16 protein-coding genes are annotated in these 17966 nt (G+C 68.0%); 6 read left to right on the forward strand and 10 right to left on the reverse strand.

From position 1 onward, the window contains the following. Positions 1 to 513 precede the first annotated feature (513 nt). From AC6CH2_RS14815 to AC6CH2_RS14860, 10 genes are all read right to left on the reverse strand, one after another. Entirely contained in the window at positions 514 to 735 is a 222-nt protein-coding gene (locus AC6CH2_RS14815; RefSeq protein WP_057917336.1) for a YbdD/YjiX family protein, read from the reverse strand. Beyond that, positions 735 to 2807 carry a carbon starvation CstA family protein gene (locus AC6CH2_RS14820; protein ID WP_498269877.1) on the reverse strand — a complete coding sequence of 691 codons (2073 nt, stop codon included), beginning with the start codon at positions 2805 to 2807 and terminating at the stop codon, positions 735 to 737. Before AC6CH2_RS14820 ends, AC6CH2_RS14815 begins: the two co-directional genes overlap by 1 nt. A 438-nt stretch (positions 2808 to 3245) precedes the next feature. Continuing rightward, complete coding sequence (gene corA / locus AC6CH2_RS14825) at positions 3246 to 4238, reverse strand: magnesium/cobalt transporter CorA (RefSeq protein ID WP_435394982.1); 993 nt, start codon at positions 4236 to 4238, stop codon at positions 3246 to 3248. Between the two features lie 40 nt (positions 4239 to 4278). Further along, entirely contained in the window at positions 4279 to 5532 is a 1254-nt protein-coding gene (locus tag AC6CH2_RS14830) for a lipoprotein N-acyltransferase Lnb domain-containing protein (protein ID WP_498269878.1), read from the reverse strand. A 351-nt stretch (positions 5533 to 5883) separates the two neighbouring features. Continuing rightward, entirely contained in the window at positions 5884 to 6753 is an 870-nt protein-coding gene (locus AC6CH2_RS14835; RefSeq protein ID WP_435394980.1) for a CorC family transporter, read from the reverse strand. A 215-nt stretch (positions 6754 to 6968) separates the two neighbouring features. Continuing rightward, positions 6969 to 7502 carry a GspH/FimT family pseudopilin gene (locus AC6CH2_RS14840; protein WP_498269879.1) on the reverse strand — a complete coding sequence of 178 codons (534 nt, stop codon included), beginning with the start codon at positions 7500 to 7502 and terminating at the stop codon, positions 6969 to 6971. A gap of 323 nt (positions 7503 to 7825) precedes the next feature. Continuing rightward, positions 7826 to 8308, reverse strand: a complete 483-nt coding sequence (ybeY, locus tag AC6CH2_RS14845; protein WP_498269880.1) for an rRNA maturation RNase YbeY — start codon at positions 8306 to 8308, stop codon at positions 7826 to 7828. 121 nt (positions 8309 to 8429) lie between these two features. Then, complete coding sequence (locus tag AC6CH2_RS14850) at positions 8430 to 9416, reverse strand: PhoH family protein (RefSeq protein ID WP_435394978.1); 987 nt, start codon at positions 9414 to 9416, stop codon at positions 8430 to 8432. Positions 9417 to 9683: 267 nt separating this feature from the next. Next, a complete protein-coding gene (locus AC6CH2_RS14855; protein WP_498269881.1) occupies positions 9684 to 9917 on the reverse strand; it encodes a hypothetical protein in 234 nt (77 codons plus the stop codon). 39 nt (positions 9918 to 9956) lie between these two features. Further along, complete coding sequence (locus AC6CH2_RS14860; protein WP_498269882.1) at positions 9957 to 10595, reverse strand: phosphatase PAP2 family protein; 639 nt, start codon at positions 10593 to 10595, stop codon at positions 9957 to 9959. Positions 10596 to 10936: 341 nt separating this feature from the next. Between AC6CH2_RS14860 and AC6CH2_RS14865 the strand changes: the two genes are divergently transcribed. The 6 genes from AC6CH2_RS14865 to AC6CH2_RS14890 all read left to right on the forward strand — a co-directional run bounded on the left by AC6CH2_RS14865 (position 10937) and on the right by AC6CH2_RS14890 (position 17509). Next, positions 10937 to 11953, forward strand: coding sequence for an NAD-dependent epimerase/dehydratase family protein (locus tag AC6CH2_RS14865; RefSeq protein ID WP_498269883.1), 1017 nt, complete (start codon positions 10937 to 10939; stop codon positions 11951 to 11953). Further along, complete coding sequence (locus AC6CH2_RS14870) at positions 11950 to 12840, forward strand: MBL fold metallo-hydrolase (RefSeq protein ID WP_498269884.1); 891 nt, start codon at positions 11950 to 11952, stop codon at positions 12838 to 12840. Before AC6CH2_RS14865 ends, AC6CH2_RS14870 begins: the two co-directional genes overlap by 4 nt. Before the next feature lie 932 nt (positions 12841 to 13772). Next, positions 13773 to 14411: a TetR/AcrR family transcriptional regulator gene (locus AC6CH2_RS14875; protein WP_498269885.1), complete on the forward strand. Its 639-nt coding sequence runs from the start codon at positions 13773 to 13775 to the stop codon at positions 14409 to 14411. Positions 14412 to 14436: 25 nt separating this feature from the next. Next, entirely contained in the window at positions 14437 to 15405 is a 969-nt protein-coding gene (locus AC6CH2_RS14880; protein ID WP_498269937.1) for an HlyD family secretion protein, read from the forward strand. Positions 15406 to 15500: 95 nt separating this feature from the next. Continuing rightward, entirely contained in the window at positions 15501 to 16424 is a 924-nt protein-coding gene (locus tag AC6CH2_RS14885) for an ABC transporter ATP-binding protein (protein ID WP_498269938.1), read from the forward strand. Then, positions 16421 to 17509 (forward strand): ABC transporter permease, encoded by a 1089-nt coding sequence (locus tag AC6CH2_RS14890; protein ID WP_498269886.1) that lies wholly within the window; start codon positions 16421 to 16423, stop codon positions 17507 to 17509. The genes AC6CH2_RS14885 and AC6CH2_RS14890 overlap by 4 nt, the downstream gene beginning before the upstream one ends. The last annotated feature ends 457 nt before the right edge of the window (positions 17510 to 17966 follow it).

The following is a 17966-nucleotide window of genomic DNA, read 5'->3' on the forward strand; positions in this document are numbered from 1 at the left end:
CTTTTGTTGCTTTAGACAAAAGAAAGTTGCCCGCCGCTTTAGTGGCGGAAGCTCTTATCGTTTGATCTCGCTTGTAAGAAAGCCTCGAGCAAGAGCAGAGCTTCCGTCCGCTGACGCGGCCGGGTTACTTTCTTTTGCTAAGCCCAAAAGAAAGGTAACCAAAGAAAAGGGCTCTCCTTGCAAGGGCACAGGCCACGAGTGCGATGCTAGCGTGGGGATTTTTCGATAAGACGTCCCTGTCTTATCGAAAAACGGCGCACGTCCTGTGCGCCGCCCTCCGGGTCTCCACTTGACCGGCAAAGCAAGAGCCGCAGCCAAAGCCAAAGCCAAAGCCAAAGCCCATGAATATAGGCGGAGACGGCGAAAGATCTGCGCCGGCCAGATAAGAGGCCGCAGTTTGCGATCGCAGAAAGTCCCTGTGACGAGGCGTCTGCTGTGCCTGCGAAGCGCCAGCTGCCATGCAGTGCCCCAAAGAAAAGGCCGCCCGAAGGCGGCCTTTCGTGTAGCGGAACCTCAACAACACCCGAACCGACCGCCCCCGTAACGCGCCTCCTGACGCTCGCGGAAGAAGGTCGCGTAGTCCGGGATCGGCCGCTCGGGATGCTTCTCCATCAGGTGGCGGACATAGTTGTCGTAGTCCGGCACCCCGCAGCATAGCCGCGCGGTCTGCACCAGGCGATGCCAGGTGCGCTTGTAGAGCTGGTACTGGCTGGCGGGTACGAGCGCGGTGCCCATCACACGTTCGCCATTTCGTGCGGCTTCAAGGCCACGTATGCGGATTCGCGGTCGCTGCGCTCGGGATTGGCGCGGGCCTTGGCGATCGCGCGCACCGAGTACACCAGCACGCTGAACACCACGAACAGGAACAAGCCGGTCAGCACCGTGTTGACGTAGCTGTTGAGCATGATCTGCTGCATTTGCTCGATGCTCTTCGCCGGTGCGGCCACTTCGCCCTTGGCGATCGCGGCCTGGTACTTGTGCGCCTGGGCAAGAAAGCCGACCGCCGGGTTGTCGCTGAACATCTTGATCAGGCCGGCCGCGCTGGTGCAGATCAGCAGCCATAAGGTGGGCACGATCGTCACCCAGGCGTAGCGGTCGCGCTTCATCTTGAACAGGACCACCGTGCACAGCATCAGCGCGATGCCGGCGAGCATCTGGTTGGCGATGCCGAACAGCGGCCACAAGGTGTTGATGCCGCCGAGCGGGTCGACAACCCCCTGGTAGAGGAAGTAGCCCCACAAGGCGACGCAGCCGCCGGTCGCGAGCAGGTTCGGGCCCCAGGCCTCGGTGCGGCGCAGCGCGGGCACGAAGCTGCCGAGCAGGTCCTGCAGCATGAAGCGCCCGGCGCGAGTGCCGGCATCGACCGCGGTGAGGATGAACAAGGCCTCGAACAGGATCGCGAAGTGATACCAGAACGCCATCGTGTTCTCGCCCGGCAACACGTTGTGCAGAATCTGGGCGATGCCGACCGCGAGCGTCGGCGCGCCGCCGGCACGGGCGAGGATGCTGTTCTCGCCGATGTCTTTCGCAGTGGTCTGCAGCATCTCCGGGGAGACCGAGAAGCCCCAGCTCGAAATCGTCGCCGATACCGCATGTACGTCGCTGCCGACCAGGGCGGCGGGGCTGTTCATCGCGAAGTAAACGCCCGGCTCGATCACCGAAGCGGCGACCAGGGCCATGATCGCGACGAAGGATTCCATCAGCATGCCGCCGTAGCCGATGTAGCGCATATGCGATTCATTGGCGAGCAGCTTGGGCGTGGTGCCCGAGGAGATCAACGCGTGGAAGCCCGACACCGCGCCGCAGGCGATGGTGATGAACAGGAACGGGAACAGTCCGCCTTTCCAGACCGGGCCGGTGCCGTCGGTGAACTGGGTCAGCGCCGGCATGCGCAGGTCGGGCATGACGATGACGATGCCGATCGCCAGCGCGATGATGGTGCCGATCTTGAGGAAGGTGGACAGATAGTCGCGCGGCGCCAGCACCAGCCACACCGGCAACACCGCGGCGACGAAACCGTAGCCGATCAGCATCCAGGTGATCTGGGTGCCGGTGAAGGTGAAGGCCGGGCCCCACACCGGGTCGGCGGCTACCTTGCCGCCGTACCAGATCGCCGCGAGCAGCAGGACCAGGCCGACCACGGAGATTTCGCCGATCTTGCCGGGACGGATGTAACGCATGTACAAGCCCATCATCACCGCGATCGGCAAGGTCGCGATGACCGTGAACATGCCCCAGGGGCTTTCGGCGAGCGCCTTGACCACGATCATCGCCAGCACCGCGAGGATGATGATCATGATCAGGAAGGCGCCGAACAGGGCGATGGTGCCGGGGATGCGGCCCATCTCCTCGCGTACGAGGTCGCCGAGCGAGCGGCCGTTGCGGCGGCTGGAGACGAACAGGACCATGAAGTCCTGGACCGCGCCGGCCAATACCACGCCGACGATCAGCCAAAGCAGGCCGGGCAGGTAGCCCATCTGCGCAGCGAGCACCGGGCCGACCAGCGGGCCGGCGCCGGCGATGGCGGCGAAGTGGTGGCCGAACAGCACGTGTTTGTTGGTCGGGACGTAATCGAGTCCGTCGTTGTGGATGACCGCGGGCGTGGCCCGGGTCGGGTCGAGCCGCATCACCTTCTCGGCGATGAACAGGGAGTAGTAGCGATACGCGACGAGGTAGATCGATACCGCCGCGACCACGATCCACAAGGCGTTGATGTGTTCGCCGCGCCGCAGCGCGATCGTGCCGAGGCAGAACGCCCCTAAAACCGCGAGGGCCGCCCAGCCCAGCTTGCCGAGACCACCTTTCATGACGACCCTCCCAGATTGAACTCAGGCAGCGTCGCCCCTGGGTCCGCGCGGGTCAATGCGCAGTGCCGCAATAGCGGCTGATACTTTGGTCTTAGGAGCGCAGACCGGATTGCCGAGGGACGCGGTTCGGGGCGTTCGGCTAGCGCCGGCGTGGAGGCGCGAGTGGGGCGATCTTGGTGCGGCGTGAAGCAAATCTCCTGGCGCAGCCGGTGTCGTCAGACCTCCGGGTGGCGCAGGCGCCGGCCCCTTCGTCGAAGGGGCGAGTTGTCGATGGCAGGTTGTCGATGACCGGCGCGGTGAGCCGCTTGATGCGCGACCGCCTCTGTCGGTGTCGACCCGATATCGATGCCGTGTTCGCCAGAGCCGACATAGCTCGACGCCGTGGCCTTGCTGTTCCCCCTTTGACAAAGGCGGGCAGGGGATCTGCTCTTGTCGCCCCTACAACCACTTCGCCCGCTTGAAGCCGATGTACAGCACCACGCAGATCGCGATGACCGAGCCGATCAGGATCGCGTAGCTCCATTGGCCCGGCAATTCGGGCATGTGCACGAAGTTCATGCCGTACCAGCTCGCGATCAGGGTCGGGGCGGCGAGCAGGGCGGCCCAGGCGCCGAGGCGCTTGACCACTTCGCCCTGGCGCACGGTCACCAGCGAAAGGTTGACGCTGACCGCGGCGGTCAGCATTTCGCGCAGGGTGTCGGTGGTCTCGTTGATGCGCACGGCGTGGTCGAGCACGTCGCGGAAGTACAGCTGGATCTCTTCGTCGATCAGGCCGCCGCGCGAACGCGCGAGCTGGCCGAGGATGTCCTGCAAGGGCGAGACCGCCATGCGCAGGCGGGTCAGTTCGCGCTTGAGGTCGTACAGTTCCTGGACGGTTTCCTTGCGGAAATCCTCGGCGAAGATGTCCTTCTCGAGCTCGTTGAGTTCCTGGGTGAAGCCTTCGACGATCGGCATGAAGTTGTCGACCACGCTATCGAACACCGCGTACAGCGCCGCGCCGGGGCCGTGTTCCAGCAGGTCCGGTTCGCGCTCGATGCGGGCGCGCGCGCCCTTGTAGCTGATCGAGGCGCCGTGGCGCACCGTCACCAGGTAACGCGGGCCGACGAACATGTGCGTCTCGCCGAAGCGGATGCGGTTGTCGATCTTCTGCGCGGTGTGGATGGCGATGAACAGCGAGTTGCCGTAGGACTCGATCTTCGGCCGCTGATGCGCGTTATGGGCGTCCTCGACGGCGAGGTCGTGCAGGCAGAACTCTTCCTGCAGCTTGTCGAGGATGCCTTCGTCGGGCTCGTACAGGCCGACCCAGACGAAGCTGCCGTCGTCGACGGCAAGCACGTCGCTGATCGCGTCCAGGCCGATGTCGCGGCGGGTGCCGTCGCGGCTGTAGGCCGCGCAGTTGATGACGCATTGGGGCAGGGGGGAATCGCTCATGGCCCGAATCCTGCCCGCGCGCGACGACGGCGGCAAGCCGTCACGCCAAGCGCAGTCGGGCGGCTTTGCGGAAGCCGGCCCATAGCCCGGCCTGGATCGGCAGCCACAGCGCGATCCAGTGCGCGTTACGTTGCGGATACACCGGCAGCCAGTACAGGAACAACGCCGCCAGCGCGCACAGCGCGACCAGGCCGGTCAGCCAGACGAACACCGGGCCGGTTTCGCGGCCGCGCAGCGCGCGCCAGCCGCCCAGCCACAGCAGCAGGCACAGCGGGTTGAACAGCAGCAGGTTGCGGTTGGCCCAGATGTAATTGTGGCCGGTGCCGACCCAGGCGTAGAGCAGGACCGCGCCGACCAATCCCAGCACCGCCCACAGCGGCAGCGCAGCGACCGCGAGCACGCGCGGGCTGCGGTCGCCGATCCAGGCCAGGGCCGCGGCGATCGCCAGGCCGGCCAGCGCCCAGGGCCACCACGGCAGCGGCCGGTCCTTGGGCTCGGGCGAGATCTTGTGCGGCAACAACGGCCGTTCTTCCTGGACCAGCGGCTGGCCCTGCGGGTTCTTGACCTCGCGCAAGGCCGCCGCGAGCCTGCTAGGTACGTAGGACTCGGCCCACACCGGCACCGGCTTGTCGGTCTCCGGGCCCATCATCACGTCGAGCAACAGCCACATCCACGGTTCCGGCGCCGACAGGCGCAGCGCCTCGCTGCGGAAACTGCTGCCGTGCGACCGGCCTTCGGTCTGGCGGCGCAGTTCGCCGCCGAGCACCTTGTCGATGGCGTCGCGCACGCGCGTGGCGCAGTTGTCGTCGAAGTACTGGTAACGGTAGTAGGCGTTCTCGGGCAGGGCGTTGACGCGCAGCGCCTCGGCCAGCTCGCGCGCCTGCTTCGGGGTCAGGTTGAGCCACTGCACCGACACGCCGCGGCCTTCCTGCGCGTACTGCGCCATGTCGTCGTCGAACGGCAGGGCCAGCAGGCGATAACGCATGTCGTTGCGGATGAAACGCGGGACGAAATCCGATTCGGTCGGGTCGAAGTAGCCGAAGTTGTACGAGATCGCGCGGCCGCTGGCCGGGTCGAGCACGACCAGGGCGGCGTGGCCGAAACGCGACCAGAACTCCTCGCCGGGCTGCATCGTGACCATGCCGACGCGCGGCGTCGCAGTGCGGGTTTCGGGCGCGTCGGCGGGCGTCGAGGCGGGCGCCGGCGTGCCGGTCGGGGCGCCGAAGGCGAGACTGTGCAGCAGGATCAGGACGGCGAAGGCGGACGACCGGACGAATCGGAGAGTGGAGGTCACAGGCGACAAGATCCGGCGTGGCGAATGGCCGCCATTGTAAACAGCCGGGCCTGCGGGTTCTCGCCGGGTGCTCACGGGAGTATCGAGCCATGCCCAGTCGCGGCCGCGGCCGCGGATAGGTACCGGGCTGAGGAGGCAGCGCCTATCTATCGTCGTTCCCGCGAAGGCGGGAGCCGAGGGGTTCGACGAGAATGGCTCTGCAGCCTGGATATCCGCTCCGCCGGCCGTGCCTGCCGGCGGCGCAGCGGAGCGGGATCGTGGTGGACCGGGACGGGACCGTGGCGGCACGCGCAGCTCCCCCCCCCAAGGCCTGGGGCGTGGCGCAGGCTCGTGGCGTGCCCGCTGAGCCGACTACAGGCTGCCGAGCACGCCGACGTGGAAGGCGTGCACGCGCCGCGCATCGGCGCTGGCCACCCGGAATACGAAGCGGTCGAGGGTCAGTTCCTCGCCGGCCTCGGGCAAGTGTCCGATCGCCGCGGTGACCAGGCCGCCGATGGTGTCGTACTCGTCGTCGTCGAAATCGGCGCCGAAGCGCTCGTTGAAATCGTCGATCGGGGTGAGGGCGTCGACCACGTACTGGCCGTCCGCCTGGGCCGCTATCAGCGCGTTCGGGTCTTCGGCATCGTCGTGCTCGTCGTCGATTTCGCCGACGATCTGCTCCAGCACGTCCTCGATGGTCAGCAGGCCGGCGACGCCGCCGTGCTCGTCGATCACGATGGCCATGTGGTTACGCGACTGGCGGAACTCGCGCAGCAGCACGTCCAGGCGCTTGGACTCGGGAATCAACACCGCCGGGCGCAGCAGTTCGTGGATCGTGCCGGGGCCGTTGTCGGCGACGACGCCGCGCAACAGGTCCTTCGCCAGCAGGATGCCGAGGATCTCGTCCTTGTCTTCGCCGTGCACCGGGAAGCGCGAATGGCCGGACTCGACCACCATCTTCATCAGGTCGAGGAACTTCGCCTCGGCCGGCAGCGCGATCATCTGCGAGCGCGGGATCATCACGTCGCCGACGGTGAGGTCGGAGACCGCGATGGCGCCTTCCATCATGCGTAAGGTGTCGGCGGCGATCAGGCCGTCGGATTGCGCATCGCGCAGCAACTCGACCAGATCTTCGCGGGAGCTGGGTTCGCCCGACAGCGCGGAACTGATGCGGTCGAGCCAGGAACGCCGTTTCTCGGGGATTTCCGGCGCGTGGGTGCTACTACTGTCGTCCTCGGACATTGAACTCTTGAACTGTGGCCCTCGGGGGGAGGGCTGTGGCGCAAGTCTAACCCGGAAGGTCGGCACGGGGCGTTCAAGGCCGGTTTCGGCCCCCGGGAGCGGGTCGCCGGTCGCGCTTTGCAACCCTCCTGCAACAGGCCGAAGGCCGCCGCGGGCGCTCGCGCGGCCGGCCGCCGTCCGGCGCCGAGCAAGCGCCTCGCCGCCCAGCCCAGGCGTCAACCGTCGCGGCAACGGCGGATCTGGTCGGTGGACGCCTGGCCCAGGTGGAAGCGGCCGGCGTTCGACATCACGACCGTGCCGGCCGGGTCGGCATGGGCCGAGCACAGGGTGAAGGTCAGATTGGTGCCGGCGATGTCGCCGTCGGGCTGGAACACGATGCGGGTGCGGCCCAGGGTGCTGTGCAGGCGGATGTCGCCGCCGAGCGCCGGCCGGCGTTGGACCAGGGTGTCGCGGGCGCTGAACCTGCGGTCCCCGTCGACATCGGCGAACACCAGCCAGCCGCGGCTCCAGTCCGGACTGCCGCTGCAACCGCCCTGAGCCGGCGCCGGGCACATGACGGTCGCGCTGCCCGCCGCCACCGCGAGCCGGTTGGCGACCAGGAAACTGTCCACCAGGGCCATGCGGGTGTGGCCGATGCGCACTCGCGCGACCGCGTTGAACAAGGCCGGCACCGCCACGCCGATCAACAAGAACACGATGGCCAGGGCGGCCACCACTTCCAGCAACGAGATTCCTTTCATCCGACGCATACCAGGCTCCTTCCTGCGATGGGTGCAGTCTGGGCCGGGGCGCGGGGACGGGGCATAGGAAATGCGCCCGTCTCGCCGTGGGAATTCGTCGATGTGCGACTCAGGATGCGACCGGCCGGACAGGACTCGGATCGGGCGCGTCGGCAGGCCGGGCGCGAGGCCCGAGCGGGTCTTCGCGGCCTTGCGCGGCGCCGATTCGCGCGGACGCGATGTCGCCGGCGCTTTGTCGGAATCCGCCGACAGCGGCCTAAGGACTATGCCGACACGGACGCAGCACTAGCCCGAGGCCGCTCCGAGGCCCCCGCACCGCGCGGCCCGCCGCCTCAATCTTCGATGTAGGGGTCGGCGATGCCGAGGCCGGCGAGGATTTCGCGTTCGAGTTGCTCCATGCACTCGGCTTCGCGTTCGTCCTCGTGATCCCAGCCCAGCAGATGCAACGTGCCGTGCACGGTCAGGTGGGCGTAGTGATCGTTGAGCGCCTTCTTCTGTTCGCGGGCCTCGCGCGCAACGACCGGTGCGCAGATCACCAGGTCGCCGAGCAGTGGCAGGCGCACGCCTTCGGGCAGGCCCTCGGGCATGTCGGCCGGGAAACTGAGCACGTTGGTGGCGTAGTCGCGGCCGCGGTAATGGCGGTTGAGCGAGCGGCCTTCCTTGTTGTCGACCACCCGGATCGCCAGGTCGGCCTCGCGGATGCGTCCTTCCAGCGCCGCGGCGACCCACTTACGGAAGCTGTTCGCCGCCGGCAGGCCCTTGCGCGGCACGCCGTAGTTGATCGAGACATCGAGACGGATCGGACCTTTGGTCATCGCGGCGGTTCACTGTTCGGCGGTTCGTGGTGTACGGCCTGCGCTTCGCGGTGCCGCTCGATACGGCAAGGCGAAGCGCCGCCCTGCGATAGCGCGATCCTGCGACCGCAGACGCGCGGCCTCAGACGCCCGGACCGGTCTGCGCGTCCTTGGCGTCTCGCGCCTCGTACGCGCTGACGATGCGCGAGACCAGGGGGTGGCGGACCACGTCCTTGGCTTCGAAGAAGGTGAAGCTGATGCCGTTGACGTTGCGCAACACGTCGAGCGCGTCGCGCAGCCCCGACTTCTGGTGCTTGGGCAGATCGATCTGGGTCAGGTCGCCGGTGACCACGGCGGTGCTGCCGTAGCCGATGCGGGTCAGGAACATCTTCATCTGTTCGATGGTGGTGTTCTGGGCCTCGTCGAGGATCACATAGGCGTCGTTGAGAGTGCGGCCGCGCATATACGCCAGCGGCGCGATTTCGATCACGTTGCGTTCCAGCAGCTTGACCACTTTTTCCACGCCGAGCATTTCGTACAAGGCGTCGTACAGCGGGCGCAGATAGGGATCGACCTTCTGGGTGAGGTCGCCGGGCAGGAAGCCGAGCTTTTCGCCGGCCTCGACCGCCGGGCGCACCAGGATCAGGCGCTGTACCCGCGTCTCGTTGAGCGCCTCGACGGCGCTGGCGACGGCGAGAAAGGTCTTGCCGGTGCCGGCCGGGCCGATGCCGAAGTTGATGTCGTGGGTGGCGATCGCGTGCAGGTACTTGGCCTGGTTGGCGCCGCGGCCGCGGATGGTGCCGCGCTTGACCCGGATCGCGACTTCCTGCGGCTCGATGTCGTCGGCGACGACCTGATCGGCGCCGGTCTCGGTCAGGGCCAGATGAATCGCGGCCTCGTCGAGGGTCTCCTCGGCGGAGTCCTTCCACAGCGAGCGCAGCAACCGTTCGGTCTGGCCGACTGCGGCGGCCGGTCCGTCGATGCGGAACACGTTGCCGCGGTTGGCGATCTCGACGCCCAGGCGCAGTTCGATCATGCGCAGATGGCCGTTGAACGGCCCACTCAGGTTCGCCAGGCGTTCGCTGTCGATCGGGTCGAGGGTGAATTCGGAAACGGTGCGTGCGGACATAAAGGAAGCGTAGACGGTTCGCGTGACGACGACGCGTGAAGGCCTTACAGCTTGCGCCTGTCGGGGCGTTTTCGCAAAGCCGCGGGGCGTCGGAGGGCGGCAAGGATGAACGCCGGCGCTGCGGCGGCGGCCTTGCGTGGCGGCGAGTGGCATGACGTCGCCGCCGCGTGCACTCGCTGGCGTCGATTTCAGCGTGCGCGCCGGTCGATGCTCGTTCGCCCGGCCTGATCGGCTTGATCGGCTGTCCGGCGTGTCCGGCCGTGCCGGTCAATCGCGAGGCAGGCTGCCTTCGCGCCACGCCCGCCAGACCCGCAGCGCGCCCATCGCGGTCAGCAGGATCGAACCGATCAACCACAACAGGGTGATCGCATCGGGCTCGAACACACCGCTGCGGTAGGCGCGCATCAGCGAGCGCACCAGGCCGAGCACGCCGAGGCCGAGGAACCAGAATCCGACCGCGCCGCGCGAGATCAGGCCGGGCTTGGGTTGGGGATCGGGCATGGCGCGTCCTCGATGGCTCGGGAAAGAAGCGGTGCGGAACTACAGCGGTTGCAGCGCAGGCGCACTGCCAGGACGCCACAGGGGAACCCGGGCGAGCAAGAGACCGATGGTCGCGGTGACCAGGCCGCCGGCGATGTCCCAGGCGTAGTGCTGCCCGGTGCTGATCACGCTCGGCGCGAGTGCGATCAACACGAGCCAGATCCACGGCCGCGCCCGCGGGTACTGCAGGCCGGCGCCGACCGCGACCACCGCCGGAATGGTGATGTGCCCGGACGGGAAACAGTTGTTGACGTCGTCGAGCGCGTACAGGCAATGCCAGGCGAATGCGGTGAAGGGGTCCATCCCGTCCGGCAGGCCCGCACGCAGCATTCGGGTCGGCCAAGCCAGCCAGATCGCCGCATTGAGCGACATCGCGATCGCATACGCGCGCAGGGTCGCGGACAGCAGGCCGCGCTCGCGGATGGACAGCAACAACGCCGGGCCGGTGAACAGCAGCAGCCAGTACGGCCAGATGGTCCAGGCCTGCCAGCCGATCCAGTCGTCGACGAAGGTCAGCGGCAACAGCCGCGGCTCGCGCAACGGATAGGTGTTGATGGCGAGGTAGAACACGGTGGCGATGGTCATGGTCGCCAGGACCATGGCGATGCGCCGGCGCAAGGGCACTTCGGTCGAAGCCATGGCGGTCGTAACGGCGGAAGCGGCAGTCATGCGGACGGGGTCATCGGTGTGGAGGCTCGCGCGAAGCCATCGTTGGGCCCGCGGCGGGCGGGCATGGGCGGTGGGCCATCCATGTGGCGTCGCTGCGCAGGATCGTCGATTCGGGGGGCGGATGGCCAGTGGCCGTGGCTCGCGGTGTCGCCGGTCGCGGCGACCGCGCCGGGCGGTCCTGTCGGAGAACCCGGGCCAGGGCTCATACTGGAGGATGGAGGCGTGGCCACGATACGATCGGATGCTATGACGAGGCAGCAAGACGCAACGCGACCGCTGTGCTCGTGGACGGTCCGCATGGAGGCGGGCGCATGACGACGCACCGTATCGTGGTGACCGGTGCGACCGGTTTCGTCGGCGGCGCGCTCGCCCGCCATCTGGCGGCAACGCGTCCCTGGACCCGGATCGTCGGCCTCGGCCGCGACCCGGTTCGCGGCCGCGCGCTGCAGGCGCAGGGCATCGAATTCGTCGCCATCGACCTGACCGACGAGGCGGAGGTGCATCGCGCCCTGCGCGGCGCCGACATCGTCGTGCACGCGGCGGCCTTGTCGAGCCCCTGGGGGCGCCGCGCCGATTTCGTCGCCGCCAACATCGACGCCACCGACCACGTCGTCTCCGCCTGCATCGCGCGCCAGGTGCGAAGGCTGGTGCATATCTCCACCCCCGGCATCTACCACGATGGCCGTCCGCATCTGGCCATCCGCGAAGACCACCCCTTGCCGGCGCAGCCGGTCAACGACTACGCCGCGACGAAGCTGATCGCCGAGCGGCGGGTATTCGCGCGTTGCGCGGCCGGCGGCGTGTCCGCGCTGGCCTTGCGGCCGCGGGCGATCTTCGGCCCCGGCGACACTGCGATCCTGCCGCGCCTGGCGCAGGCGCTGCGCAGCGGTCGGTTGCGCCGGCTCGGCCACGACGATTGCCGGGTCGACCTGAGTTATATCGACAACGTCGTCGATGCGATCGTGCTGGCGATCGACGCCTCCTGGCGCTTGAGCGGCCGCGTTTACAACATCAGCAACGGCGAACCGGTCGCGATCTGGAGCGTCGTCGACCGGCTCGCCGACGCGTTGTCGTTGCCGCGCCCCAGCCGGCGCCTGTCCAAGCCGCTGGCGCTGGCCCTCGCGGGCGGAGTCGAGGCCTGGTATCGCCGGTTCAGCCCCGATCGCGAGCCTCCTTTGCTGCGTTACGGCATCGAATTGCTCAGCGTCGACATGACCCTCGACATCGGCCGCGCCCGCAGCGAGCTGGGCTATCGGCCGCGGGTGACGATGGAGGACGCGTTGGCGAAGACCCTCGGCGACCTCGCGCGCACGCAGGCGCGAGCGTGAGCGGCGAAGTCGCGCTGACCCTCGGCGTATCCGGACACAGCTGCGCCGATCCGCGTCATCTCGGTTTCGAGGCCGGTGCGGCGATGAGCTTCCCGGCCGGCTGGGCCCTGATCGAACATCCGGTGCAGGGCGTGGTCCTGTTCGACTGCGGCTACGGCCCGCAGGCGCGCCAGGCGATGCGGCGCGGCCTGCGCTGGCTGTATCGCCGGGTCATCCGGGTTTGCTCGGCGCCGCATACCGATGCGGCGGCGCTGCTGCATCGGCGCGGGCTGGACCGCGAGGCGGTGCGCATGGTCGTACTCAGCCATTTCCACCCCGACCACATCGGCGGGCTCGGCCAGTTTCCGCAGGCGCGCTTCGTTGCGCACGCCGATGCGTGGCGGCAAGTCGAGGGCTCGGGTTGGTTCGGCCTGTTGCACGCGCAGATCTGGAAGGAATTGTTGCCGACGGATTTCGTCGCGCGCCTGCAATTGCTCGACGAACGCGGCCGGCGCGGGCTCGATGGCGATCTGGCCACGCTCGGCGGCGAGGGCTGGGACCTGTTCGGGGACGGCAGTCTGTTCGCGCTGCCCTTGCCGGGACATGCGCGCGGCCAGATCGGCCTGGCCTTGCGCACTTGCGAGGGCGAGCGGGTGATCCTAGCCGCCGATGCGTTCTGGCGCCGCGAGCAGCTCGACCTCGGCCGCGAGCTGCCGTGGCTGACCCGGCAACTGGCGGTGGACGACGCGAGCGTGTACCGCGATACGTTGCGGCGGCTGAGCCGCTTTCGCGACACCCATCCCGATGCCTGGCTGATCCCGGCGCATTGCGCGCAAACCCTGGCGGCCTGGCGCCGGCGTCATCCGGCGGCGGTGTTGCAGGCGGAGGCGGGCGAGCGGGACGGTTGACTCGTTTGCAGTGGGATGCCGCTTCGTGGCTGCTATGGGTAGGAGCGACGCAAGTCGCGACCGTGCCGTTACGGCCTCGCGCCGCGGCCTCTGCAGGCTTTGTAGAACGGCATGAGCGGCGCCCGCGCAGTTCCGATTGCCCACGCCGGCGACCGCAGGTTCGCGGTCGCGGCTTGCGCCGCTCCTGCCCCGGCGAAGGCACGGCGCCTCGATGGATGGCATCGGCGGTGTTGCTCCTGCGCATCCCGTGGTCGCGGCTCACGCCGCTCGTGCAGGGGTGGCGTCGCCGCCCTCCGGGTGCCCTGTTGTCTGGCTGTTGTTGTGTGCGGTCTCGCACTCGCGATGGCGAAAGAAGACCCGGAGGGCGGCCTGCATGGATGCAGGCCGTTTTTCATCGGGACAAGGATGTCCCGTACGAAAAATCCCTGCGGAAGCACCGCTCGTGCGGGCCCTTGATTCAAAAAGAAGCATTTTTCTTTGGTTACCTTTCTTTTGTTGCTTATGACAAAAGAAAGTAACCCGCCGCTTCAGCGGCGGAAGCTCTGGGTTTGATCTTGATCTTGATCTTGATATTTGATGTTGATGTTGATGTTGATCTTGATCCATTGACGAGAGCAGCACCGCAAGACTGTCGCAGCGATGTCGCGGCTTGCGCCGCTCCGGCACCTGAACAGCCTGCCGAGTCCTGCCGACCACGACCGTTGGTCGGCTCGGGCTTGCGAACTAATTAATTGTTGAATTAAATATGCCCGATGAGCACTGCGCCCCCCACCAAGCCACCCGCCAAGCGCGGGCCGAAACCGGCCACGAAGCCTGCCGCCGCCGGCCAATCCTCCCCGGCCCCGGGCCCGGCCCCGGCCCCGGCCCCGGCAGCCAAGCCCAGCACATCCAGCCCGCCGGCCGCCACAAAGCGAGCAGCAGGCCGCCCTGCGGTGAACAAGCGCGCCCCCGGCCGGCCGGCCGCCGCAGACAACCCAGACCTGCGCGCGCGCCTGCTCGATGCGGCGATCGCTTGCTATGCGCGGCACGGCATCGCCGCGACCTCGGTGCGCGCCATCGCCGGCGAAGCCGGGGTCAATCCGGCTCTGTTGCATTACTACTTCGGCGACAAAGAACAATTGCAGGAGGCGGTCAGCAGCGAGCGCCTGCTGCCGGTGTTCATGAGCCTGCGCGAAAACCTGACCCGCGAAGCGGGCGGCGACGTCATGGACCTGATCGCCGGGTTCGTCCACGGCATCGGTCGAGTGATCGCCGAGCATCCGTGGTTGCCCTCGCTGTGGGTACGCGAGGTGTTGTGCGAAGGCGGGGCGTTGCGCGAGAGCCTGCTGCTGCAGAAGATCGGCCCGCTGGTGCCGCAGATGATGGCTCGGCGCTTCGCCGAGGCCCAGCAGCGCGGGCAGATCAATGCCGAACTCGACCCGCGCCTGCTGATGGTGAGCCTGATCGGGCTGACCCTGTTCCCGGCCGCCAGCGCGCCGATCTGGCGACGCTTGTTCGACGCCGACGATCTCGACCTCGACAGCCAGCGCCGCCATGCGCTGGCTTTGCTCGACCGCGGTCTCACCCCCTGATTGCGAGGACCCTGCGATGGATACGATGAAGCACGCACTCAGGCCGTACCCGGGTTCGCTCGCGCTCGCGCTGCTGTGCACCGCCTTGGCGGCCTGCACGCAACCGCCCGCGCAGGCGCTCGGCACCCTGGAATGGGACCGGGTCACCCTGCCGGCGCCTGCAGCGGAAAAAGTCGTGCGCATCGACGTGCGCGAAGGCCAACGGGTCCAGGCCGGCACCCGTGTGATGCAACTCGAACTCGATCGCGGCCGTTCGCAGCTAAGCGCGGCGCAGGCCCAGGCGCGGCAGTCGGCCGACGCGCTGGCCGAACTCGAAGCCGGGCCGCGCAGCGAAACCATCGCCCAGGCGCGCGCCACACTTGCCGCAGCGCAGGCCCAGGCCGCCGATGCGGCGGCGTATTACGCCCGTGTGCAGCCGCTGGGCCGCCAGCGCCTGATCGCCGCGGCCGACGTCGACCGCGCCCGCGCCGCGGCCGGCAATGCGCAGGCCCAGGTGCGCTCCGCCCAGGCCGCGTTGCTGGAACTCGAACACGGCACCCGCCGCGAACGCATCGCCCAGGGCCAGGCCGCGCTCGCCGCGGCGCAGGCGCAGGCTGAGGTGCAGGCGGTCAACGTCGGCAAGCTCGACGTGGTCGCGCCGCGCGACGGCGTCATCGACAGCCTGCCGTACAAGCTCGGCGATCAGGCCCCGGTCGGCGCGCCGCTCGCGGTGATGCTGGTCGGCGCGCGGCCGTATGCGCGCGTCTACGTGCCCGAGCCGATCCGCCCGGACGTGCGGGTGGGGCAGAGCGCGCGGGTCTTCATCGACGGCCGCGCGCAGAAGTGGAACGGCCGTGTGCGGATGATCCGCAGCGAGCCCAGCTTCACCCCGTACTACGCGCTCACCGGCGAGGACGCGGCGCGCTTGAGTTATCTGGCCGAAGTCGAGATCACCGACGCCAAGGCCGGGCAGTTGCCGGCGGGGCTGCCGGTGCGGGTCGAGTTCGGGCCATGAGCCGCGACCTGTCCGATGCGGCGGCGTCGCGCCCGCAGCCGAAGCCGCGCGAGGTCCGCGGCAGCGACCAGGCGCCGGCGATCGAGGCGCGCGGCATGAGCAAGCATTTCGGCCAGCTGCGCGCGGTCGACAAGGTCGACCTGACCGTACCGCGCGCCTGCGTGTATGGGTTCCTCGGCCCGAACGGTTCGGGCAAGTCGACCACGATCCGGATGCTGTGCGGCCTGCTGACGCCGACCGGAGGCGAGATCGAAGTGCTGGGCCTCAAGATTCCGCAGCAGGCCGAAGCGCTGCGCCGGCGCATCGGCTACATGACCCAGAAGTTCTCTCTGTTCGAGGACCTCAGCGTACGCGAGAACCTGGAGTTCCTCGCCGCCGTGCAGGACATCCCGAAGGCGCAGGCGCGCCTGCGCATCGACGAGTTGATCGAGCAATACCATTTCGGCGATCGCCAGAAGCAGCTCGCCGGCACCATGAGCGGCGGCCAGAAGCAGCGCCTGGCCCTGGCCGGCGCGGTGATCCACGCGCCCGAACTATTGTTCCTCGACGAGCCGACCAGCGCGGTCGATCCCGAGTCGCGCCGCGACTTCTGGGAGAAGCTGTTCGAATTGGCCGATGCCGGCACGACCTTGCTGGTGTCTACCCACTACATGGACGAGGCCGAGCGCTGCCACCGCCTGGCGATTCTCGACCGCGGCGTGCTGGTCGCCGACGGCACCCCGGCGGAGCTGACCGGAGCGCTCGCCGGGCGCGCGGTCGAAGTGCGCGCGGCGCAACCGCGCAAGGCCCAGCGCGTGCTGGTCGAGGTGCCCGGCGTGCTCAGCGTGGCACAGGTCGGCAACACCTTGCGGGTACTGCTGGAAGGCGCCGATCGCGCCGAACACGGTCTGGCCGACGCCTTGCGCGGAGCCGGGCTCGATGCCGAGGTCGACAAGGCCGCGGCCAATCTCGAAGACGTCTTCGTCGCCGCCACCCGCGGCCGCGAAGCCGCGCCGGCCATCACGGAGCAGAGCTCATGAAACTGCGTCGGCTGTGGGCGATCGTGCTCAAGGAAATCCGGCAGTTGCGGCGCGACCGCATCACTCTGGCGATGATCGTGGTGATCCCGGTCGGGCAACTGGTGCTGTTCGGCTATGCGATCAACATGAACCCGCGCGGGCTCGATGCCGCCATCGCCGACCAATCGCAGACCGCGGCGTCGCGCGCGGTGGTCATGGACATGATCGCGACCGGCGTGATCGAGCCGGTCGCCGAGGCCGACTCGCCGCAACAGCTGATGGAAATGCTGCGGCGCGGCCGGATCAGCGTAGGCGTCAGCATTCCCGCCGATTTCGAGCGCCGCCGCATCGACGGCCGCGAAGCGGTGCAGGTGCTGGTCGACGGCAGCGATACCGTGGTGCAGAGCGCGGCGGTGCAGTTGGCGCAGATGCCGATCGACAGCACCGTGGCGGCGCCGCGCAAGGTCGCCCCGATCAGCGTGGTCGCGTTCTACAACCCGGAGCGTCGCTCGCCGGTCAACATCGTGCCGGGCCTGATCGGCGTGATCCTGACCATGACCATGGTGATGTTCACCTCGGTGGCGATCGTGCGCGAACGCGAGCGCGGCAACATGGAGTTGTTGATCACCACCCCGGTCAGCCGCACCGAGCTGATGATCGGCAAGGTGCTGCCGTACGCGGTGATCGGCCTGGTCCAGACTACGGTGGTGATCCTGCTGGGCCTGTGGCTGTTCGAGGTGCCGATCAAGGGCAGCGTGCTCGACGTCTATCTCGCTGCGATCCTGTTGATCCTGGCCAACCTGACCCTGGGCCTGATGATCTCGACCAAAGCCGGCTCGCAGTTCCAGGCCATGCAGATGACCGTGTTCATCCTGCTGCCGTCGATCTTGCTGTCGGGCTTCATGTTTCCCTACGCCGGGATGCCGAAGGTCGCGCAATGGCTGGCCGAGGTGCTGCCGATGACCCACTTCCTGCGTCTGATCCGCGGCGTGATGCTGCGCGGCGCCAGCCTGTGGGAACTGTGGCAGGACGTGTTGTACCTGTGGGCTTTCATCGTGGTGATGATGGCGGCGGCGGTGTCGAGGTTCAGCAAGCGGCTCGATTGAGGGGGGCGCTGGCTTTCTATCTGTCGCGGAGCGACGCAGCCACTTCTGTAGGAGCGGCGTAAGCCGCGACCAAGGGACGCGCAGCCATCGCACCGCCTGCGTCATTGATCGAAGCTGCGAACTGTCACGGGGGGCGACGCAGGTCGCGACCACGCACCCCCGCACCCGCGCCGGCGGCCGCAGATACGCGGTCGCGGCTTGCGCCGCTCCTACCCGGCGTAAGCATGCCGCTTCGACGAATGGTGGCGGCCTTGATGCCTATGCGCGTTCCGTGGTCGCGACTTACGCCGCTCCTACAGAGGGACGGCGCCGCACGCGTGGTCATGGCTGCTTTTGCCCCGGCCGTTGCTGTGCGTCGCCGAGCACTAGCGACGGCTAAAGAAGACCCGGAGGGCGGCCCGCTGGGATGCGGGCCGTTTTCATCGGGACAGGGATGTCTCGTATGAAAAATCCCCGC

It is taken from the genome of Lysobacter sp. GQ73 (assembly GCF_059758755.1).